Genomic DNA, 19977 nt, shown 5'->3' on the forward strand with positions numbered 1-19977 from the left:
TCAGGCACTTCAGGCACTTCAGGCACTTCAGGCACTTCAGGCACTTCAGGCACTTCAGGCACTTCAGGCACTTCAGGATGCTCCTTCAGCTCGTTATGCATAGAAAGATAAATATAATATTTTGCAAACAGGATATCACGCAGCGGACGGCTCAAAGCCATGACGGCCAGCCAGAGATCGTCTTTAGCCGCCGCATAATCCGCGCCCACAACCGCATGGTTAGCGGCAATCGCCAGCGAAGCGCTTTCCAGTCTCTCGGCCAGATCCGTTTCTGGGTTGTTGTTTAATTTTTCATTTTTCAGGCCGCTGGCCGTAATAACAAAATGATTGGTTTCGCCAGTAGCATCGATTATGCCGGATACGGCGGGCGACAAACGTAAACGAGAAGGTTCACGATGGTAGATTTCAATCCGATCCCCGTAAGAGAAAGCGATTTCGTCGTGAGCAATAAGGCGATCGTTGCCCAGAAAAGTTCTTTTATAGATTTCTCTGTTGCTGCCGTCGCGGATCGTAATCTGAGCATAGGTTTGATCCGGGAAATAAACGTGCGGACTGTTTCCACCCGCATTAATGCTGAGCAGGCCTTTGCTGTGGTCCAGCTCGACGCTGGCAAAACTGGCATCGCCCAGCCCCAGCAGGTTAAATACCTGATTAAGTAACGGTGAGGCTATTTTACGCTGGTAATGAATAACCTGCGCTGACTGCCCGGTTTTAACTTTCAGATAGCCTGGCTGCACAGCATACTTTTGGCTTTTACCGGTGGGTAAATGCAGCGTGTAAACGCCAACAGGCAGATCCTCAAGCAGCACTTCCTGCCGGTTAATTTTTTCCTGCCGTACGACCGTTGCGCCGTCAAGCAGCGTCAGGGTTTCATTTTCAATCTGACGGAAGTCATCGATATCCAGTTTCAGGCTGACGCTGCCGGTCAGACCGGTTATTTTCAGTTGCTGAACATCCACCAGCGCCAGCGGACTACGCAAATTCAGCTGCTGCTGCAACGCCGCCAGCCGTCCCTCTTCTACCAGCTGATTTAACGGATAAACCGCCTTACCCTGGCAAAACAGATTATTGTCGCGCTGCTGGCGAGTGAGTGGCGCGCCAACCAGCTGCATAAAAGGCGTAACGTCAATTTTGGCGCCCGCTTCGGCAAAGCTGACAGAAAGCATATCCAGCAGCGAATGTTCTTCAGCAATAAAGCCGTCGCGGTTACTGAGCAGACGGTACTGCTGATTAAAGTGGGTAAAGGCTTCCATGCCCGCCTTGTTGACCATCTGCATCATAAAGTAGAGTTTCGAGCGCAGATCCCACTGATTCACTGGCGTGCCGTTACGCACAAAATCATTAATAACTTTTTCCACCGCAGCCTGTCTGCCGTAGTCGTACAGCCAGCCTTCCTGATATTGCCTGTCGCCCATCGTAAGATGCTGGTAGCAGGCACAGTGAATATTGTTCCAGACCTCGCGCACGTCGATAAATCTGTCCGACATGAATTTGCCTTCATAACCATGGGCAATTTCGTGCAGGCAGCCCCAGCCGGGCTCTTTGCTGAACAGCCAGAAGTCGCTAACGGTCGGGCTGGTTTCGGCGGTCCAGCGATCGCTGTAATAAGCCGCGCCCGGGCCGCTTTTGTCCGCCTTGATAAAGTAGCGGTTGCGGATATTCCTATCGGTAATAACAGGCGTCTGGAAAGAAAGGCCAAGCAGCGTGTTATAAAAATTAAAGATATTGCTGTAGCCTTCGATTAAACGGTCGATGCTATTTTGCGCGTGGAGCGTACGCAGTTTTTGTTTATCGGCTGCCGGAATTAAAATATTCACAAACTCGCTGCTGATTAATGCAAACTCAGCGTTCTGGCTGTCCCACAGCTGAAAGAAAGCGCTTTCGCTGCCGCCTTGCTCATAGACAGGCAGCGTGTTAGCCCTGTCGTCATATTCATATTCCACAACGGCAGTGGAAAGATCGTAAGGGGTATCAATAAAAGGCACAGAGGCCGCGCCGGCACTTAACTTCACCCAGGCGGAGCCAAAGCTGACAGAAGCTTCAGTTTGATCATCATTATTCAGTAAACGCAGCGTCAATGAGCCGTTATTGGGCGATAGCTGGCGGACTTTGATCGCCTGCCCTGCAGACAGGATAATTCCCAGATGCTGACGGTCATGATTAATTCCCTTACTCAGACCGGCCGCATCCATCCATACCGGCCTTTCCAGGGAATATATGTTTTTTACTTTACTCAGGGTTGCCATGATTATTTTCTCTTCAGGGGTTATGTCCAAAGAAAGATATCAGGCAAGCGTTATCGCCAGGCGGCAATTATTGATAACAGGTCAGCATTAAATGAAGGAGGTGGCTATATATTTAACTAATTAAAGGGTAAACGCCATGAAAAAAAGAATAGAAAAATATAATTACCCTGCTGGCTTAACAATAAAAGGTGACGCTCTTAACCCTGTCGCTAAATAATTTATTTTTTTAATAGTGAAATAATGGTTATTTAACAGGGTACTCTGTGGCAAAAATAGCAGAACGAAAAGGTAAGTTGGGCAGGTCTTCCGCCTATTTATTTAGTAAAGAGAGAATGCGACAGCAGCCGGGCCGCCGTCGCGTTTCTGTGTCCTATACAATAGCGGAAAGCTTAAACACGCTGACGCTACGCAGCAGATTTTCAGCCTGCTGCTGCAGGGACTGCGCCGCTACGGTCGATTCCTGCGACAATGAGGCGTTCTGCTGAGTGGCATCATCCATTTGCGTTACCGCGAGGTTAACCTGATCGATACCGACGCTTTGCTCATTACTTGCCAGCGAGATCTCTGCCACCAGCGAGCTGACGCGGTGCACGTTTTCCACAATATTTTCCATCGCCTGACCCGCGCGTTCGACCAGCGCGTTACCCGTATTGATACGGCTGACCGAGCTGTCAATTAAGGTTTTAATATCCCTGGCGGCAGCGGCAGAACGTTGCGACAGCGCCCGCACTTCAGCGGCCACCACGGCAAAGCCCCGCCCTTCGCTTCCTGCCCTTGCGGCTTCAACGGCGGCGTTCAGCGCCAGAATATTGGTCTGGAAGGCGATGCCATCAATCAGGCTGATAATATTGCTAATTTGGCTGGAAAAATGCTGAATCTCGCCCATCGTATGTACTACTTCCTTCACCACGCTGCCGCCCAGCTGCGCGGCTGACGTGGCATCCTGAGCGATATCGCTGGCATGACGTGCGTTGTCAGCATTTTTTCTGACTACGGATGTTAACTGCTCCATCGAGGCCGCCGTTTCTTCCAGCGCGCTGGCCTGTGCCTCATTACGACCGGAGAGATCCTGACTGCCCAGGGCAATCTGTGACGAAGCCGAGGCGATAGTTTCCGTGCCGTCACGCACGTCGGAAACGATACGCGTGAGATTGGTGTTCATCTCTTTCAGCGCGGCCATGAGTGAGGCCGTTTCATCACGGCCTTTCACCACGATTTGCGTCTGCAGATCGCCGGCCGCCACCGTCTGGGCGATTTTTACTGCCTGCGCCAGCGGCTGGGTGATGCTGCGTACCAGCCACCAGGTAATGATGCAGCCGGTCAACAGCGCTAACAGCATCGACAAGGCCAGGATCAGTCTGGTGTGCTGATAACTTTGCTGATTAGCAGCGGCGATCTGCTTATGTAGGCTTTGCGTGTGCGTCAGCACGTTGGCTACCACTTCGTCGATCATTTTTGTCGGCAGACGATCGACGCCGGTGACCAGACGATCGACGCGCTGCGCGCTGTCGGCATCACCCTGCTGGTAAGCCTGTAGCGCGCTGAGATAGCGCTCTTGCAGCTCGCCATGAAGCTTACGCGTCTCCCGCGCTTCACGGTTATCCATGCCTACCGCCGGCATCGTCTCGATTAGCGTGGCAAGCAGCTGCTGAGTCTTGTCGCCCTGTTCAATAAAAGCCGTCCTGTACTTAGCAAAAGCCTCCGGACTCTGGCCGCCGCGCAGCAGCGTATTTTTCCACTCCTGTACCTGAATCTTAAACTGCACTTGTGCATTTCGCGCGGTGTCGATAACCCGCTCAATCTGCATTTCCTGCTGCATGATCTGACTGCTTTGCTCAAGCGCGTTTTCGTTGATAGCGAGGCCGCGCAGGCCGATAAATAGCGTGGCGCAAAGCAATACTGCGGCCAGCAGGCCTAAACGCACGCCGATCTTATAATTAGAGAGTTTCATTTGATGCCCTGGTAGATGAAGCGGAAGCAATTTTCCGGTTCTTCAGGAGAAGTTATCGGCAGAAGAATAAAGAAGCTTTATAGCGGAGACTGGCCCCGAACGGGGCCAGTAAAGCAGCTTAAATCAGGCGGGCGTGGCGCAGTTCGCTTTTCAGATAGGCGTAAAACACCGGCGCGGCAACCACGCCCGCCAGGCCAAAGGCGGATTCAAACACCAGCATCGCCAGCAGGATTTCCCAGGTTTTGGCGTTGATACGGGTGCCAAAGATACGGGCATTGATGAAGTATTCCAGCTTGTGCACCAGAATCAGGAAAATCAGCGCGATCAGCGCTGCCTGCAAAGAGATGGAAAGCCCAATCAAAACAATAACCGTGTTGGAGATCAGATTGCCGATCACCGGCAGCATTCCGGCAATAAAGGTCAGGACGATAACGGTTTTGGCAAACGGAAAGTGCAGCCCGAACAGCGGCAGCACGCCGAACAGAAAGCCACAGGTCAGCAGCGTGTTGACCAGCGAGACTTTGATTTGTGCGAAAACCACATCGTGAAAAGAAGCCGCAAGCAGCGTCAGACGTTTTAGCATTGCCTGGGTTAGCGGCGCGTTGCTGGTATCGCTGCCGCTGATGCGCAGCGAGATAATCGCGCCCAGCAGCATTCCGATAAGCATAGTGGCAAAGGTGTGCGCGGCGGTACGGCCCAGCGTTTGCACCACAACCAGATGCTCGCGCAGCCAGGCCATAACCTGATGCTGCAGTTCATCGATATCTGCGGGCAGATAGCGCGTGACCACCGGCGACAGCGTATCCTGCGCATCTTCAAGCAGCTTGCTGGCGGCGGCATGGAAAGCCGCCGGACTGTGGAAGTCGTGCAGCAGAAAGCCAATCAGTTTGGTGATACCGCCCGCCAGCGCTAACAGCACCACCACGGTAAGAAAGAAAATGGTGATCCAACGCGCCAGCGGCCCTTTGACCAGCCTCTCTATCCAGGGCGTCAGCGCCAGAATGGTTTCGTAAACGATAAATCCGGCCAGAAAACACGGCAGCAGGCGTAAAGGAAAAATCATCAGCAGCGCGATAAAGACCAGCAGATAGCTGGCGGCTTCGCAAAGCTGGCGTTTGGTGAGGTTCCGTATCTCCATAGGGATTCCTGTCTGTCTGAAGTCAAAAAGCATTACAATTCAGACAGTATACAATCCTCCGCGTTTTTTCAGGCCTGTTTTGATTTGGTCGAACCTATATTTATGCACTGCGGCAGGAGAACGAAACGGAGGCGGGACGGAAAAGTTAGTTTTGCCCTGGTCGAACTGATATTTATGCGATGCGGCGAGGAACGAAACGGAGGCGGAACGGAAAAGTCAAAGCGGGCCGCTACGCCCGCCATTGAAAAGCAATCAGGCGCTGACCTGCACCTGACGACGCCATGCGCCCGGCGACTGGCCGAACTGACGTTTGAAGCTGCGGTTAAAAGATTGCTGGGAATCGAAACCGAATGAAATCGCCACGTCCAGAATAGGCTCGCCGCCTTTAGCCAGGCGCTCGGCGGATTTTTTCAGACGACGCGCGCGGATATATTCGCCTAAAGCGTGGCCGGTATGCTGCTTAAACATACGCTGCAGATGCCATTTGGAGTAGCCTGCCCGGCGGGCCACGGTATCCAAATCCATCTTGCCTTCAATATGCGTGTCGATCCACATTACCAGGTCGCTGATAAAATCATCATGGCTCATTGTCTTCCCCTTAGAATTATAACCTGTTTTTGCTGTTGACCTCCGCCGCCGGGCGGGGTAAAAGGTAACTGTCATTAGTGCATTTAGTAACGGTAAAACAGACGCGCGCTTAATGCAAGTATAATTGTTGCATTAAATGCGATCGCGAAGCGGCAAAAAGAGAGCGCACAACAAGCGGCGTAGTGCGTAAAGATTACGGCAGCCGTGGCGGCCCGACAGGATTTAAGACAATAAAAAAGCCGGGCATTGTCAGTGCCCGGCCATATTCAGGGTTATCTTGCCCTTCAGGTTTCAGCATTTTCACGGGTTTTCATCGCCTCGCAACTGCCTTCGGGATAGCGGCGGTCGCGCTCATAGATTTCCCGTAGCGCGTCGGCAACCGTCCGCTTCGCCAGCACGTTGAGCGACGCCTGCTCGGCCTCGTGAGCCAGCTCTTTAAAGAACCAGCAGGTGTTGGCGCTAACCAGACAACGCGCCGGCACTTCCGGGCGGCCTGCCAGCAGCGGTTTATCCTCCAGCACGGAAGTATAGATATCGCAAAGCGTAATCTCCTCCGCCGGACGCCCCAGCCGGATAGTTCCGGTACGGCCCAGCGTAGAGACGATAATGCCATCGCGGGTCAGCGGCACCATCATTTTACGGACAAAACTGGGGTTGGCCTCAAGGCCCATTGCCAGAATTTTGCTGGTGCTGCGTTTACCTTCCCGCTCCGCCTGGGCTATGCAGAGCACCATTTGTAAAGCTGTAGGAAAACGAATATCAAGCATGTTCAGATCCTTGCTTTTAGCTGTGCCTCACCGTATCGGCGGTGATCTAAAAAAGCATTAAAATCAATCAACTAATAAAGATGATAGTAAATTAATATACCAAATAGTGTTGCACTTTAGAAGAAAGCCGTTAAGCAGTTCCTGCTATTTACGCTATAACCCTGAATAACAGAGGGATTATTCCCTCTGTTTTGACAAGAAAGTTATCTGTTTTCCTGCAAATAGCGATAGATGACCGACAGATCTTTTTCGCCATAGCCTGCATCCACGGCCTGCTGCCACAGTTCGGCGATGGTGGTTAATCCCGGTAGACGGCTTTCTTTTGCCGCCGCCAGCGCCAGGCGAGCATCTTTTAACGCCCAGGTCAGGTGCATTTGCGGTTCATAGCTGCCCTCTTTGATCATGCCCAGTTTCGCTTTGGCATAGGGAACCGCCAGCGGCCCGCCGTCCAGTACGTCCCAGAATTCATCCGGTGTAAAGCCAAACTCTTCCGCCATTTGGGTACTTTCCGCCAGCCCCTGCACCATAGAAATAAGCCAGGCGTTGACCACCAGCTTCATGCGCGACGCCGCGCCCGCCGCCCCCAACCACTTCACGCCTTTTGAGATGGCGGCAAAAACCGGCTCGACGGCCTGCGCTTTCTCCCGGTCGCCGCTGGCCAACACCAGTATTTGCGCGTTTTCTGCAGGTGCTTTAGTGCCTGAAACGGGCGCATCCAGCAAAATCACGTCCGGACGCTTCTCGTGCAGGGTTGCGAGCAGCTTTTCCGTCGCTTCCACGCCAATCGTGCCCATTTGCACCAGGATCGCGCCCTGTTTCAGGCTCGACAGCGTTTTTTGCAGCACTTCCTCGGTGATTTCCGCATTCGCCAACATGCTGATGACCACGTCGGCCTCTTTCACCGCCTGTTCCGGCGTTTCCGCCAGCCGCAGGCCGGCGCTTTGCAAATCTTCACCGCGCGCGCTGGTACGGTTCCAGCCGCTGGTGACAAAGCCGTTTTTCAGCAGGTTCGCGGCAAAAGCGTGCCCCATCGCGCCCAATCCCAATACGGCTACAGCGGAACGTTGATTCATAACAGACTCCTTATCGTAAGCGATAAATAACGGTATTCTCTTTCCAGGGTAGCGCAACCCCGTGCGAAATGCTGATTTTCCCGCAGCGGTTATGTAAGAAGGTGTTCCCTGCCTGGCGCATCCCGTAATTGTGGCTATACTCACCGGTCGACAGATTTTTCGCCGTTAAATCAAGAAACAAGGGTGAAAAGCGGTGAATGACCTTCGCCACGCGCCGATTATGCTGATTTACATAAAAACGGCGTTTTTCAATGTCATCTGTCGCACAAATCAAACACAATATGGACACTTTTCTGTTTTCGCGTAACGCGGAACTCACTTATCAACAAGTCGTTAAACCTGATGCAATCAATAACCGTTTCTCGCAAGACCGCATGGCTACGCGTCATTATGCTGGCCATCGCCGCATTTATTTTTAACACCACCGAGTTCGCGCCGGTTGGCCTGCTTTCCGATATCGCCAGCAGCTTCGCCATGCAGACCGCCCAGGTCGGCCTGATGCTGACGATTTATGCCTGGGTGGTGGCGCTGATGTCGCTGCCGATGATGCTGCTCACGCGGCAAATCGAACGGCGTTTTCTGCTCATTGCCATCTTCCTGCTCTTTATCGCCAGCCATGCGCTTTCGGCGTTCGCGTGGAGTTTCAACGTGCTGGTGGTTTCGCGCATTGGCATCGCGCTGTCACATGCTATTTTCTGGTCAATTACCGCCTCGCTGGCTATTCGCGTGGCGCCAGCCGGCAAGAAAACCCAGGCGCTGAGTATGCTGGCGACCGGTACGGCGCTGGCTATGGTGCTGGGCCTGCCGATTGGCCGCGTCATCGGACAGTATCTTGGCTGGCGTATCACTTTTGGCGTAATCGGCGTGGTGGCGCTGATGACTATGCTAACCCTGGCGAAACTGCTGCCGAAGCTACCAAGCGAACATACCGGCTCGCTAAAAAGCGTGCCGATGCTGTTCCGTCGCCCTGCCCTGGTCTCGCTGTACCTGCTGATCGTGCTGATTGTTACGGCGCACTATACGGCCTATAGCTATATCGAACCCTTTATTCAGGCCGTGGCGCAGATGGGCGGTAATTTCACCACCTTCCTGCTGCTGATTTTCGGCGCGGCGGGCATTATCGGTAGCGTGCTGTTCAGCGCGTTGGGCAACAAGTTTCCGGCGACGTTTCTGCTGGGCGCGATTACGCTGGTGTCGGTCTGTATGCTCGCGCTGTTAATCGCGGCAACGCATACCGTGGCGATCTCGACGCTGTGTGTTATCTGGGGGCTGTCGATGATGATTATCGGCCTGGCGGTTCAGGTCAGGGTTCTGACGCTGGCGCCGGACGCCACCGACGTGGCGATGTCGCTGATGTCGGGCATCTATAATCTGGGCATTGGCGGCGGCGCGCTGCTGGGCAATCAGGTGAGCCTGCATTTGGGCATGGCGCATATCGGCTATGCCGGCGGCGCAATCGGCCTCTTTTCGCTGGCCTGGTGCGCCTGGAGTATGAAACGCTATCCGCAGCTGCGGATTAACGGTTAATCAACATTTCGATTAACCGTCAGCTGTTTCCCTGGCCTGTGCATTTCCTGAACGTCAGATTTGCCCAGGAAAGCGGATTATCTTACCGTCGCCTTCCGTGGACTGAAGCAGGATGGCTTCAGTCCGCAAAGCGTGGCTGGGGGAAAATGGGATCAGGGATCTGCGCGCCACCTCCATCCTCTACCGGGGGAGGTAATTCATTGCCAGGTATTTGCTCACCAGGCGGGGTAAATTCAGGGCGATTCTCCACCATAACAAGGGAAATATCCAGGGTAGGACTGTCATGGCTGGTCACAATAGTCGGCTGAATAAATACTCTGTGCTTTCTGGTTGGAGAAACAAAACTGTAGACGCAGTTTGTGGCTGAGCCGGTTGTGCTATAGGCAGGATCGCGCTGAATCAATGCAGGACCGGATTGCATAACACGGCTGACTTTGATGGAGTTGCCAGCGCCATAATCTGAAAAATAAAGTACCAAATCAATAGCTTCACCATTGCCTTCAACAATGCGAATAAACAGCTCGGGTTCGGCAGGTCGGAATGAGCTAAATGCCAGAGGGATTACCGCTGTTTCACCATCAAGAACAATCCCGTTATCCATCCTCATCGAATTACTGTATTTCCTGCGCAGGATAAACATATTTTTCCCGGTCAGGTTTTTCATACTTACCGTAAGGTAAGTTCTGCTGTCCGTGCGGGTAGAAATACTGGAATAAATATCTTTAGCCGTTGACAACAGGCCAATCAGAGAACTTATAGCAGCAAAGGATTTCGTCTGAACCTGCGTTTTGGCACGGTACTTATGCAGGCATACCCGAAGGAAGTTTCTTATAGCCGCTTCGCTCCATACGCCTGTGCCGGGATTGTCTAACTGTCTGACAGGATCGCCAGAACGTTTTGCAGAGGGAGTGAAGACAAGCGTGGTCGAACCGGTCGCATTGCGTTCGTTAATTGTCGCTGCTCTGACATCGTTATAGGCCATCCCGAAAGAAGGCTCTCTGCTGTTCTCGGTACCCCGATAAGTCATATAGGTCATCACGTTATCGTTGCCACGGGGGTCAAGGCCTGAAGCATAAACAGGTTCCAGCGTTTCATTATTAACGGTGACGTCCCAGATGAATAACTTGCTAAACCTGTGAGAATAAAAATTAATTCTTAACATAGGGATTTCATGGATACTGGGGTAAGACTCCAGGCCGGTGAAATTCACATCTGCGCTAATAACCAGAAAGCTAAGGTGGAAGACGGCATTGCCATTATTGATCCCATAGGCCGTAGGCCGGTAGCTAAACTCAAACTCCCCTTCATCGCCAGGAAAAAGTACGCCAGGCGTACGACTAAAACGTGCTTCACCCTGAGGATTTGCCGATGCCCTGGTGTATTCCGGGCAAAGAATACATAAAGAGTTATTTTTTATCCTGATCTTCTCAACATTTCTTGAAGGCTGTGCCGCCGGGAAGTTGGCAAGTACCGCGCCCGTAGAAAGCCCTGCGGATAGCGTATCGATAATGCCTTGAGCAGCACTATAATTTAATAAAACAGGATTGTTTTTAACATATTCAAATCCATCATCGATATCATGAGCAGCCTCAAGATCGGTTAACGTGTGAAGTTTCATACATAGCCTCTTTGATCAGTACGCCAGAAATAAGGACGCCGCGATCGTATGCCGATGCCTGAAAGTTCACAATTTCAATTAAGAACGGAGCGTGCTTAAAAAATGATGGGATCTTTGTATTTCAAAATATATTCTCAGAACCCGTAATAATCTGTTGATAAACCTATGCTCAGCCATCGGTTCGCTATAAATCTGGTGAATAGCCGCAGGCTTTTAAGTGTGCCATCCAACTCGTAAAAAAAGCCTGATAATAATTATCAGGCTTTTTTAGCGTTAACCGGTTAAGTCAGCCGGGCTTATGCCAGGTAGAATACCGGCTTAAGCTCTTCGCTGACCGGGCTGAAATCCGGGTTTGACGGCATCAGTTCACACATCGACCGCCACCAGCGCTGGCACACTTCCGTGCTGGCGACCGCGTTCCAGCGCGCTTCCGATTCGATCTCCACCACTGCAAACAGCAGATGGCGCGACTCGTCCAGAAAGATGCTGTAATGATGCGCGCCGTGCGCTTTCAGCGTCTGCGCCAGTTCTGGCCAGATGGGATTATGCCGCTGCTCGTACTCCTGATGCTTATCAGGATGCACCTGCATCACAAAAGCCTTACGCAACATGCGGATGCCTTGCTTCCAGCGCGGCGCGCCATGGCTGCACATTGAACCGTTCACCCAGCGCGACCAGCTGTTCCGTGGTAATGCTCTGGCGCATTCCGCCCATTGACAGCACTTTTACCACCACCTCGGAAGATTTCTCCGCCGTGTCGATCAGGCCAAAGGTTTCGTCCAGCGTCGGGCCTGCGCCGAAAATGCCGTGGAACGGCCACATCACCAGGCTGTGCGACGCCATCTGCTCCGCGGTTTTTTCGCCGATGCCGTCGGTGCCCGGCACCATCCACGGCACGATGCCCACGCCGTCCGGGAACACCACCAGACATTCGGTGCTGCCTTCCCACAGCAGGCGGGTAAACAGCGCGGAGTCCAGCTCCACCACATAGCTCAGCGACATAAAGTTAGTGGCATGGCAGTGCATGATGACGCGATCGGCGCCGTTGGTCACTTTCATGCGCACGCTGTGCGACTGGAAATGGGAGGCCAGCTCGGAAGTGGGCAGGCCGCCGTTGCTCAATCCCCAATAAATGCTGTAGGCGCGGCCGTCTTCGCTGACGCGCAGCAGCACCAGGCAGTCCGCCGGATCCAGCTGCACGTTGCGGAAAAATTTGCCGGAGCCGGTGACGATAAACCAGCAGTTTGCCAGTTCCGGTACGGGCTGCGTCAGTTCAACCATGCGCGGCTCACGGTAGAAATCCTGAGCAAACGGCCGGACTTCTTCATCAAGTAAGCGGTAGCTGACGTTGCCGCCGTTGCGTTCATCCCACCCTTTTAACCACATATCCGTAGTGGCTTTTACCATTCCCTGGACGAACCATGAAGTCAGAATGTGTTGCATGTGGCATCCTTAACGTTTGCTGAGAGTTTGTTGTTCATAATGGCGAACGCTGTCAAGCCAGCCTGCGCCCGCCGGGACGTCGTGACGTACGCAGTACGCTTCCCACACCGCCTGCCACGGCAGCGATTTTTGTTCTTCCAGCAGGGCCAGACGCGCGGTGTAGTCGCCTTCCAGCTCCAGCTTTTTCAGTTTGTCCACCGGCTCCAGCAGCGCCCGCAGCAGCGCTTTTTTGGCGTTGCGCGTGCCGATAACCCAGGCGGCGATACGGTTGATGGAGGCGTCAAAGAAGTCGAGACCAATATGCACCTTGTCAAACAGGCGCTGACGCACGATTTCATGCGCGATGGCCTGGGTTTCGTCATCCAGCAGCACCACGTGATCGCTGTCCCAGCGCACCGGGCGGCTGACGTGCAGCAGCAGACGCGGCACGTAGAGCATGGCAGTTGAGATCTTGTCGGAGATAACTTCAGTCGGATGAAAATGACCGGCATCCAGCGTCAGCGCCGTCTGGCGGCTGGCGGCATAGCCCAGGCAGAATTCGTTTGAGCCAACGGTATAGCTTTCCGCGCCGATGCCGAAAAGTTTGCTCTCTACCGCATCGATATGGTGCGCCGGATCCAGCTTCTCGCTGATGATCTCGTCAAGCGAGTTCGCCAGGCGTTCGCGCGGCGCAAAGCGATCGATGGGCAGATCTTTCATGCCGTCCGGGATCCAGATATTCATAATCGACGGCGTGCCCAGCTGTTCGCCAAACGCGGCCGAAATTTTGCGGCTGGCTTTACAGTGTTCGATCCAGAATTCACGGATCTCTTTATTGGCGCTGGCCAGCGTAAAGCCGTTTTCGCTCAGCGGATGCGAAAAGCAGGACGGGTTGAAATCCAGACCCAGGCCGTTGGTTTTTGCCCATTCCACCCAGTTGGCAAAGTGCTGCGGTTTGATTTCGTTGCGTTCGACCCGGCTGTCGCTTTCCAGATAAATGGCGTGCAGGTTCAGCCTTTTGGGGCCAGGGATCAGCGACATCGCCTGTTCCAGATCGGCGCGAAGTTCGACCGCCGTTCTGGCTCTTCCCGGATAGTTGCCGGTCGCCTGGATGCCGCCGGTCAACGCGCCCTGAGGATTTTCAAAACCGCGGACGTCATCGCCCTGCCAGCAGTGCATTGAGATCGGCAGCTGATCCAGCTGCTTCAGTGCGGCGTCAACGTCCACGCCTTGCTCGGCAAAGCGTGATTTTGCCAGTTCAAACGCCTGCTCAATTGCTTGGGTCATACGCATAGCTCCTTAACCGAATGTGTCAGTGACTGAAAAAGCGCCCAGCTGCGGCTGTAAGCGTCACTGGCCTGTGGAATAAAAGTGTTCAGCGGGAAATTTTGGGTGACCAGCTGGCGGAAATGGGTGACATCCCTGACGCTGCCGTGGGCGATCAGCTGGCTGCCGATATTGCCAAGCGTGGAGGCTTCGACCGGCCCGGCAACCACCGGAATACCGCAGGCGTTGGCACAAAGCTGATTCAGCAGCGGATTCTGACAGCCGCCGCCAACGATGTGCAGCTGGCTGAAAGGCGCGCCCCGTACGGCGGCAAGCTCTTCCAGCACGAAGCGGTAATAGAGCGCCAGACTGTCAAAAATACAGCGAGCCAGCGCGGCGGCCGTGGCAGGCGTCGGCATCCCCTGTCCGGCGCAGGCGTCCTGAATTTCGCGCACCATATTGACCGGATTGATAAAGCGTTCATCGTTGGGGTTAATAAGCGACCGGCAGGCAGGCTGCGCTTCTGCTTCCCGCACCAGCGCCGGCAGATCGTCGATAGCCAGTTCGCGGCAGACGCGCTGCAGCAGCCAAAGGCCCATAATATTTTTCAGCACGCGGTAGCGCCCTTCCGCGCCGCCCTCGTTGGTAATGTTGGCGGCCAGCGCGGCGGCATCGTTATAAGGTTGCAGGCTTTCAAAGCCCATCAGCGACCAGGTGCCGGAGCTGAGCCAGGCGACGTTGTCCGTAGTGAGCGGCGCCGCCAGCACGGCGCTGGCCGTATCGTGCGTAGCGACGGCGATGACCGGGACGGATAAGCCGGTGCTGGCCTTCCAGTCGCCAATTTTTACGCCGGGCGCGGTGGGCTTGCCGAACCAGGCGGGATTGGCACCCGTCCATTCCAGCAGCGCATTATCCCACTCGCCGCTCTGGCTATTCAGCAGCTGCGTGGTGGTGGCGTTGGTGTATTCCCAGTTAAGCTTGCCGGTCAGGCGATAGTGGAAATAGTCCGGGATCAGCAAAGCGTGACGCACGTCATTGAGCCATTCCGGCTGGCTCTCGCACAGCGCACGCAGCTGATAAAGGGTGTTGAAAGGCAGGAACTGGATTGCGGTGCGCTGGTAGATGGCTTGCCGTCCCAAATCGGCGCAGGCCTTCTGCATTACGCCCCAGGTCCGGTCGTCACGATAGGAAACCGGCAGCCCAATCCGCTCACCCTGCTTATTCAGCAGCACGTAATCCACGCCCCAGGTATCAATACCGATACTGTCCGGCGCAATGCCCTGCTGAATCAGCTTGTCCAGCGAAGCAAGGATAAATTTTTCCAGCGCATCCACATCCCAGCATTGCCGCTCTTCCCTGACGACCAGGCTATTGACGCAGCGGGCGGCCTCTTCCAGCGCCAGCTTGCCGCTTTGCAGATCAAAGCGGCCCAGCATCACGCGTCCGCTGGAGGCGCCCATGTCGATGGCAATACAATTTTGTAGGCTCATGGCGATGGCTTCCTGTCTGTTTAGTGCCCCCTAGTCTAAAAGCCGCTGCTTTTGGCACCTTCCTGCCAGTGCCAGGCGTGATCCCTCGCTGGCAACAGGGCAAAGGTGAACGTGAAGCAGCTCACATTTCCTGCTGAGGCGCCGGCAAATTAACGGTGTGACGCGACGCGCACTTCCCAACTTGCCTGCGCACTTTCTTGAAAAACAAGCGGATTTGCCGATGTTTCCGGTCAAAAAATCAAGGCAGCAACGCAGGCGTCGGCGGTAAACTGACCGCAGAGTCGACCCAGGAGATGCACCATGACCCTACTACATAGCGTGGACTTTTTTCCCGGCGGCGGCCTGCCCGTTGCCATTGAACCTCGTATGCCGCAGAGCGCCTTTCCTGAACATCACCACGAGGATTTTCACGAAATTGTGCTGGTTGAACAGGGTGCGGGCGTGCACGTGTTCAACGGCGAACCCCGTACGCTTTGCGGCGGATGCGTTTGCTTTGTGCGCGATCATGATCGCCATCTTTATGAAAAAACGGATCGTCTGATCCTGACCAACGTGCTTTATCGTGGGCCGGAGGCGTTTCGCTTTATTACCAACTTCCAGCATCTTTTACCTCAGGAAAAAGAAGGACATTACCCCTCGCACTGGCGTATCAGCGGCCGGGTGATGGAACAGGCGAAAACGCTGATTAAAGAACTGGGCGCGCCGGTAGATCCGAAACAGCCCGAAGCGAGGGCCGAGCAGGAGCTGCGCTTTATGCAGCTGCTGGTGCTGTTGCGGCGCGGATGCAGCGAGCAGCCCGGTGACGATCAGAGCGGGAGAATGCGCGGTCTGCTGGACTGGTTGGCCGACCATTACAGCGAGGAAGTGGACTGGGACGCGCTGGCGGATAAGTTTTCACTTTCGCTGCGCACGCTACATCGCCAGCTGAAACAACAGACGGGCAGCACGCCCCAGCGTTACCTTAACCGCCTGCGTCTGTTGCAGGCGCGGCATTTGTTACGCCACAGTGAAATGCGTATTACCGATATCGCCTACCACTGCGGATTTGGTGACAGCAATCACTTTTCTACCCTTTTTAAGCGTGAATTTGGCTTTTCTCCGCGTACCATCAGGCAAAATGACCTGTGAGGTGACACGTGAGCAAGCCGCTTTGTCTGGCGAAAGCCGACTATTTTCCGTCCGGGCTGATGCCGGTCGCTATTGCCGACCGCGCGCCCCAGCAAACTTTCCCGTCCCATATTCATGAGTTCTGCGAGCTGGTGATCGTCTGGCGCGGCAACGGGCTGCACGTGATGAACGATCGCCCCTGGCTTATTACCTGCGGCGATCTGTTCTACATCAGTCCTGAAGACTGCCACAGCTATGAGTCGGTCAACGAGCTGGTGCTGGACAACGTGATCTACTGCCCGGAGCGCTTTCGTCTTGGCCTGGACTGGTCGCAGTTTCTGCCGCAGGAAAAAAAGGCCTGGCGGCTGACGACGCGCGGCATGGCTCTGGCGAGAAGCGTGATCCAGCAGCTGGCGCAGGAGAGCGCCAAAAGCGATCGGCTGTCGCGTCAGCTGACGGAGGCGCTGTTTTTACAGCTGGTGCTGATCCTACAGCGTCACCGCTACGCGGCGGACGTTGCCTGGCAGCTGCCTGAGGGCGAACAGCTGGATCTGCTAATGTCGGCCATTCAGGGCCAGCTGGCCCATTTCGATCTCAGCGATTTTTGTCTTCAGCATCAGCTGTCGGAGCGCGCGCTCAAGCAGCTGTTTCGTCAGCAGACCGGCATGACGCCAGGCCAGTATCTGCGGCAGCTGCGCATGTGTAAGGCTAAATTTTTGCTGCGCAGCACGCCTTCGCTGATTGGCGACGTGGCCGCGCTGTGCGGCTTTGAGGACAGCAACTATTTTTCCGTCGTGTTTACCCGGGAAACCGGCATGACGCCCAGCGCCTTTCGCCAGCAGTTCGAACAGCACCGTCAGAAAAAAGCCGCCGCATGGTAAGCGCCACATCCCTGTGGCGTTCCGATCAGGAGATCATTCCCAGACCAACGATGTTGGCGGCAAGAATAATAACCAGACAGCCGCCGCACAGCACGCTGACCGGACGTTTGCCGACGTTCTTCCACTCTTTCAGCACCAGCCCGACCAGCCCTCCGCAGAGCACGTAGAAACTCATGTGCAGCATCCAGCTGATAAAGTCATACTGCGCGGGAATGCGGGCGTGGCCCCAGGCATAGAAGAAGAATTGCAGATACCACATGGTGCCGCCCAGCAGCGACAGCAGCAGATTGCTGACCAGCAGCGGTTTCGCTACCGAGAAATCCGCCTTTACCGACAGGCTGGACTGGGTAGCCAGACGGATAAAGCAGTAGCCCAGGTTAACCAGCGCGCCGCCGCCCATAATCACCACATAGCTGGGCAGCGCGGCATATAAAGGATTGATGCCCAGCTCCAGGGCGGCGTCTTGCATCGGTTTGGCGGCGTTCATCGCAAACGACATGCCGGCGGAGAAAATTCCGCAGAACACAGCCAGCACCAGCCCTTTTTTAAGGTTGAACTCTTCCGCCGTAATGCCCATTGCCCGCTCTTTCAGCAGCCCGGCGCGGGAAACAATCGCCACGCCGCACAGCGCCACCAGTACCCCCAGCAGCGTCAGCCGGCCGCCCGTGGAGCTGAACAGTTCGACAAATCGCCCCTGTAACAGCGGCGTCATCAGCGTGCCGACCACCAGCGTTACGCCGATAGCGATCCCTATTCCCATCGACATGCCCAGGTAGCGCATGGTTAAACCATAGTTAATATTGCCAATCCCCCACATGGCGCCGAACAGAAAAACAGGCAGCAGCTGCGCGAGCGAAAAAGAGCCGTAAAATTCCCAAAAATCAGGCAGCAGCGCGGCGCTGACGGCCCAGGGCAGAATAAGCCATGACATGATCCCGCCTACGGACCACATGGTTTCCCAGGACCAGTGACGCACTTTTTTAAATGGCGCATAGAAGCAGGCGGCGCTGGCCGCGCCCACCAGATGCCAGAAAATGCCTGCAAAGATAAGGTGGCTCATGCTTTTTTTCCTTCGTAGGAGGGTAAAATTCCCGGTAGGCTGAGTCTACGAAGGTTGCCTCTCTCCACACCTTTGGCTGGCTGCCTGCGCCGGCATGAAAATGGCAAAATCCACCGTCTTATCCCGTCTGCGATCACAGATACAGGTTATCTGTCTTTGTTCTGAAAAACAGCCAAATATCTCCATTAAACTGCTGTTTATTCAGCACTCTTCGTCAAATCTCTTTGTCTTTTTGCCAGTTTCACGCGTGGCGTGGCGCTCAGAGAAAGGCATTAACTCTCTCAATGCGGCAGCATAACTGCAACATTGCATTAACTAAAACACAAAATATCATTTACGGAGACGACGCCTGTGACGCGCCTGCATCATTGTTTTATTAACGGCCAGTTTGTTGAGAATCGCAGCGATCGCTGGATTGACGTAATTAACCCCGCTACCGAAACGCTGCTGTGCCGCATCCCGCAAAGCGATAAAGAAGAGGCCGATCGCGCCATCAGCGCGGCCAAAGCTGCCCAACCCGCCTGGGAAGCGTTACCGGCCGTTGAACGTGGCCGCTGGCTGCGCCAGATTGCGGCAGGCATTCGTCGTCGTGAAGCGGAGCTGACCGCCACTATCGTGGCGGAAGGCGGCAAAACGCAGCAGCTGGCCCAGACGGAAGTGCTGTTTACCGCAGACTATCTGGACTATATGGCCGAATGGGCGCGCCGTTATGAAGGGGAGATTGTGCAAAGCGATCGCCCTGACGAAACCATCCTGATATTGAAAAAAGCGATTGGCGTGACCACGGGGATCCTGCCGTGGAACTTCCCTTTTTTCCTGATTGCCCGCAAAGCCGCTCCGGCATTGATAACCGGCAATACCATTGTGATCAAACCCAGCGAGCTGACGCCGGCCAACGCGATAATATTTGCTGAAATCGTTGAAGAGATTGGGCTGCCGCCGGGCGTGTTTAATCTGGTAACCGGCTATGGGCCGGAGGTAGGACAGGCTCTGGCCGCCAGCCCGGAAGTGGGAATGGTCAGCCTGACCGGTAGCGTAAACGCCGGGATCGCCACGCTGGAGGCGGCAGCGAAAAACGTCACCAAAGTCGCGCTGGAGCTGGGCGGCAAAGCGCCCGCCATCGTCATGAACGATGCGGATCTGGATCTGGCGGTAAAAGCCATCGTGGCTTCGCGCATGATCAATACCGGGCAGGTCTGCAACTGTACGGAGCGCCTTTATGTCCAGGAAGGCGTTTATGATGAGGTGGTGCGCCGCCTGACGGCGGCTTTTAATGCGGTCAGCTGCGGCGATCCCGCGCAGGACGACACGCTGGATATGGGCCCGCTGATTTCTGCCGACGCGCTGGCGCGGCTGGAGCACAAAGTGGCCCATGCTGTGGAACAGGGCGCGACTGTAGCGGCTGGCGGCAAACGCAAAGGCGATCGTGGGTTCTTCTTTGAGCCAACGCTGCTGACCAACGTACGCCAGGACATGGCTATCGTCCGGGAAGAGACTTTTGGCCCGGTGCTGCCGGTTATCCCCTTCGCAACGCTGGATGACGCGATCGCGCTGGCTAACGACAGCGAATATGGGCTGACCTCCTCCATTTTTACCGAAAACCTGAATACGGCGATGCAGGCGATGAAAAAGCTGCGGTTTGGCGAAACCTACGTTAACCGCGAAAATTTTGAAGCGATGCAGGGTTTCCATGCTGGCTGGCGTAAATCCGGCATTGGCGGCGCCGACGGTCGCCACGGCCTGGAAGAATATCTACAGACCCACGTCGTTTATTTGCAGGCACGCTGAATAACCAGGGCCGATGGTAGTCGGCCTTTTTCTTCTCACTCAAAAGTTACCACGC

Annotated in this window: 16 protein-coding genes; 4 read left to right on the forward strand and 12 right to left on the reverse strand. The window is 54.8% G+C overall.

What is annotated here, in order from left to right; genetic code table 11:
• The 6 genes from AB3U87_RS00005 to AB3U87_RS00030 form a co-directional block, all read right to left on the reverse strand.
• Positions 1–2246: putative mucin/carbohydrate-binding domain-containing protein (locus tag AB3U87_RS00005; RefSeq protein WP_394148004.1), on the reverse strand; the 2246-nt coding region annotated here is incomplete at its 3' end.
• A gap of 370 nt (positions 2247–2616) precedes the next feature.
• Positions 2617–4197, reverse strand: coding sequence for a methyl-accepting chemotaxis protein (locus AB3U87_RS00010; protein ID WP_394148006.1), 1581 nt, complete (start codon positions 4195–4197; stop codon positions 2617–2619).
• Positions 4198–4315: 118 nt separating this feature from the next.
• Positions 4316–5335: an AI-2E family transporter gene (locus AB3U87_RS00015; protein ID WP_253454027.1), complete on the reverse strand. Its 1020-nt coding sequence runs from the start codon at positions 5333–5335 to the stop codon at positions 4316–4318.
• A 252-nt stretch (positions 5336–5587) separates the two neighbouring features.
• Positions 5588–5923 carry a helix-turn-helix domain-containing protein gene (locus tag AB3U87_RS00020; RefSeq protein ID WP_125287612.1) on the reverse strand — a complete coding sequence of 112 codons (336 nt, stop codon included), beginning with the start codon at positions 5921–5923 and terminating at the stop codon, positions 5588–5590.
• A gap of 284 nt (positions 5924–6207) precedes the next feature.
• On the reverse strand, positions 6208–6690 hold the full coding sequence (locus AB3U87_RS00025) for an RrF2 family transcriptional regulator (RefSeq protein WP_253454025.1): 483 nt from the start codon (positions 6688–6690) through the stop codon (positions 6208–6210).
• A 203-nt stretch (positions 6691–6893) separates the two neighbouring features.
• On the reverse strand, positions 6894–7763 hold the full coding sequence (locus tag AB3U87_RS00030) for an NAD(P)-dependent oxidoreductase (RefSeq protein WP_394148009.1): 870 nt from the start codon (positions 7761–7763) through the stop codon (positions 6894–6896).
• A gap of 342 nt (positions 7764–8105) precedes the next feature.
• On the opposite strand from AB3U87_RS00030, the gene AB3U87_RS00035 reads away from it, so the two are divergent.
• Positions 8106–9290, forward strand: a complete 1185-nt coding sequence (locus AB3U87_RS00035) for a sugar transporter (protein WP_301251711.1) — start codon at positions 8106–8108, stop codon at positions 9288–9290.
• A gap of 118 nt (positions 9291–9408) precedes the next feature.
• Here AB3U87_RS00035 and AB3U87_RS00040 read toward each other — a convergent pair whose 3' ends face one another.
• From AB3U87_RS00040 to rhaB, 5 genes are all read right to left on the reverse strand, one after another.
• Positions 9409–10908 carry a hypothetical protein gene (locus AB3U87_RS00040; protein ID WP_394148012.1) on the reverse strand — a complete coding sequence of 500 codons (1500 nt, stop codon included), beginning with the start codon at positions 10906–10908 and terminating at the stop codon, positions 9409–9411.
• Positions 10909–11204: 296 nt separating this feature from the next.
• On the reverse strand, positions 11205–11519 hold the full coding sequence (gene rhaM / locus AB3U87_RS00045) for an L-rhamnose mutarotase (protein WP_253454018.1): 315 nt from the start codon (positions 11517–11519) through the stop codon (positions 11205–11207).
• Complete coding sequence (gene rhaD, locus AB3U87_RS00050) at positions 11509–12351, reverse strand: rhamnulose-1-phosphate aldolase (protein ID WP_394148014.1); 843 nt, start codon at positions 12349–12351, stop codon at positions 11509–11511. Before rhaD ends, rhaM begins: the two co-directional genes overlap by 11 nt.
• A gap of 9 nt (positions 12352–12360) precedes the next feature.
• Positions 12361–13617: an L-rhamnose isomerase gene (locus AB3U87_RS00055; protein WP_253454016.1), complete on the reverse strand. Its 1257-nt coding sequence runs from the start codon at positions 13615–13617 to the stop codon at positions 12361–12363.
• Complete coding sequence (gene rhaB / locus AB3U87_RS00060; protein ID WP_394148016.1) at positions 13614–15086, reverse strand: rhamnulokinase; 1473 nt, start codon at positions 15084–15086, stop codon at positions 13614–13616. The genes AB3U87_RS00055 and rhaB overlap by 4 nt, the downstream gene beginning before the upstream one ends.
• A 300-nt stretch (positions 15087–15386) precedes the next feature.
• On the opposite strand from rhaB, the gene rhaS reads away from it, so the two are divergent.
• Together rhaS and rhaR are read left to right on the forward strand one after the other, a co-directional pair.
• Positions 15387–16214: an HTH-type transcriptional activator RhaS gene (rhaS, locus tag AB3U87_RS00065; protein ID WP_253454013.1), complete on the forward strand. Its 828-nt coding sequence runs from the start codon at positions 15387–15389 to the stop codon at positions 16212–16214.
• An 8-nt stretch (positions 16215–16222) separates the two neighbouring features.
• On the forward strand, positions 16223–17074 hold the full coding sequence (gene rhaR, locus AB3U87_RS00070; protein WP_253454011.1) for an HTH-type transcriptional activator RhaR: 852 nt from the start codon (positions 16223–16225) through the stop codon (positions 17072–17074).
• Between the two features lie 25 nt (positions 17075–17099).
• On the opposite strand, the gene rhaT is transcribed toward rhaR, so the two are convergent.
• Entirely contained in the window at positions 17100–18134 is a 1035-nt protein-coding gene (gene rhaT / locus AB3U87_RS00075; RefSeq protein ID WP_253454009.1) for an L-rhamnose/proton symporter RhaT, read from the reverse strand.
• Positions 18135–18485: 351 nt separating this feature from the next.
• Here rhaT and aldA point away from each other — a divergent pair, with 351 nt between their 5' ends.
• A complete protein-coding gene (gene aldA, locus AB3U87_RS00080) occupies positions 18486–19922 on the forward strand; it encodes an aldehyde dehydrogenase (RefSeq protein ID WP_369894691.1) in 1437 nt (478 codons plus the stop codon).
• Positions 19923–19977 lie beyond the last annotated feature (55 nt).

Source organism: Erwinia plantamica (genome assembly GCF_043420595.1).
GTDB lineage: Bacteria > Pseudomonadota > Gammaproteobacteria > Enterobacterales > Enterobacteriaceae > Erwinia > Erwinia aeris.

Coding starts and splice junctions, on each gene's coding strand:
- AB3U87_RS00020 (WP_125287612.1), bottom strand. CDS start 5,923: ATGAGCCATGATGATTTTATCAGCGACCTGGTAATGTGGATCGACACG.
- AB3U87_RS00025 (WP_253454025.1), bottom strand. CDS start 6,690: ATGCTTGATATTCGTTTTCCTACAGCTTTACAAATGGTGCTCTGCATA.
- AB3U87_RS00030 (WP_394148009.1), bottom strand. CDS start 7,763: ATGAATCAACGTTCCGCTGTAGCCGTATTGGGATTGGGCGCGATGGGG.
- rhaB (WP_394148016.1), bottom strand. CDS start 15,086: ATGAGCCTACAAAATTGTATTGCCATCGACATGGGCGCCTCCAGCGGA.
- rhaS (WP_253454013.1), top strand. CDS start 15,387: ATGACCCTACTACATAGCGTGGACTTTTTTCCCGGCGGCGGCCTGCCC.
- AB3U87_RS00055 (WP_253454016.1), bottom strand. CDS start 13,617: ATGACCCAAGCAATTGAGCAGGCGTTTGAACTGGCAAAATCACGCTTT.
- AB3U87_RS00010 (WP_394148006.1), bottom strand. CDS start 4,197: ATGAAACTCTCTAATTATAAGATCGGCGTGCGTTTAGGCCTGCTGGCC.
- AB3U87_RS00040 (WP_394148012.1), bottom strand. CDS start 10,908: ATGAAACTTCACACGTTAACCGATCTTGAGGCTGCTCATGATATCGAT.
- AB3U87_RS00015 (WP_253454027.1), bottom strand. CDS start 5,335: ATGGAGATACGGAACCTCACCAAACGCCAGCTTTGCGAAGCCGCCAGC.
- rhaT (WP_253454009.1), bottom strand. CDS start 18,134: ATGAGCCACCTTATCTTTGCAGGCATTTTCTGGCATCTGGTGGGCGCG.
- rhaD (WP_394148014.1), bottom strand. CDS start 12,351: ATGCAACACATTCTGACTTCATGGTTCGTCCAGGGAATGGTAAAAGCC.
- AB3U87_RS00035 (WP_301251711.1), top strand. CDS start 8,106: ATGCAATCAATAACCGTTTCTCGCAAGACCGCATGGCTACGCGTCATT.
- rhaM (WP_253454018.1), bottom strand. CDS start 11,519: ATGTTGCGTAAGGCTTTTGTGATGCAGGTGCATCCTGATAAGCATCAG.